The following is a 289-nucleotide window of genomic DNA, read 5'->3' on the forward strand; positions in this document are numbered from 1 at the left end:
ATCGAAACTGTTAAGAACGATGCCAAAGGTAACGTTAAGTTCAAAGCTATTGAGTACAAGAAAGGCCAAGAAGGCGTTCACAAGTTTACAGTAGAAGAAGTTAAAGGAACAGACGCAACTGTTACATACGATACTATGAAAGCGAATGTAACAATCACTGTTTCTCATGATGGTACTGCTAAAGCTCTTGTAGCAACTGTCGGTCAAATTGCGGATAAAGAATTCAACAATGCGGTTCGTCCACCAGAAAAACCTAAGTTCCAACCAGAGAAATACGTTGTTTCTAAAG

Annotated in this window: 1 protein-coding gene; it reads left to right on the top strand. The window is 39.1% G+C overall.

The features are described 5' to 3' along the window. The coding region (locus HMPREF2697_RS00845) for a Spy0128 family protein (protein WP_142350068.1) at positions 1–289 on the top strand (289 nt) is incomplete at both ends.

The sequence above is a fragment of the Streptococcus sp. HMSC064D12 genome, assembly GCF_001837205.1.
GTDB lineage: Bacteria > Bacillota > Bacilli > Lactobacillales > Streptococcaceae > Streptococcus > Streptococcus salivarius_D.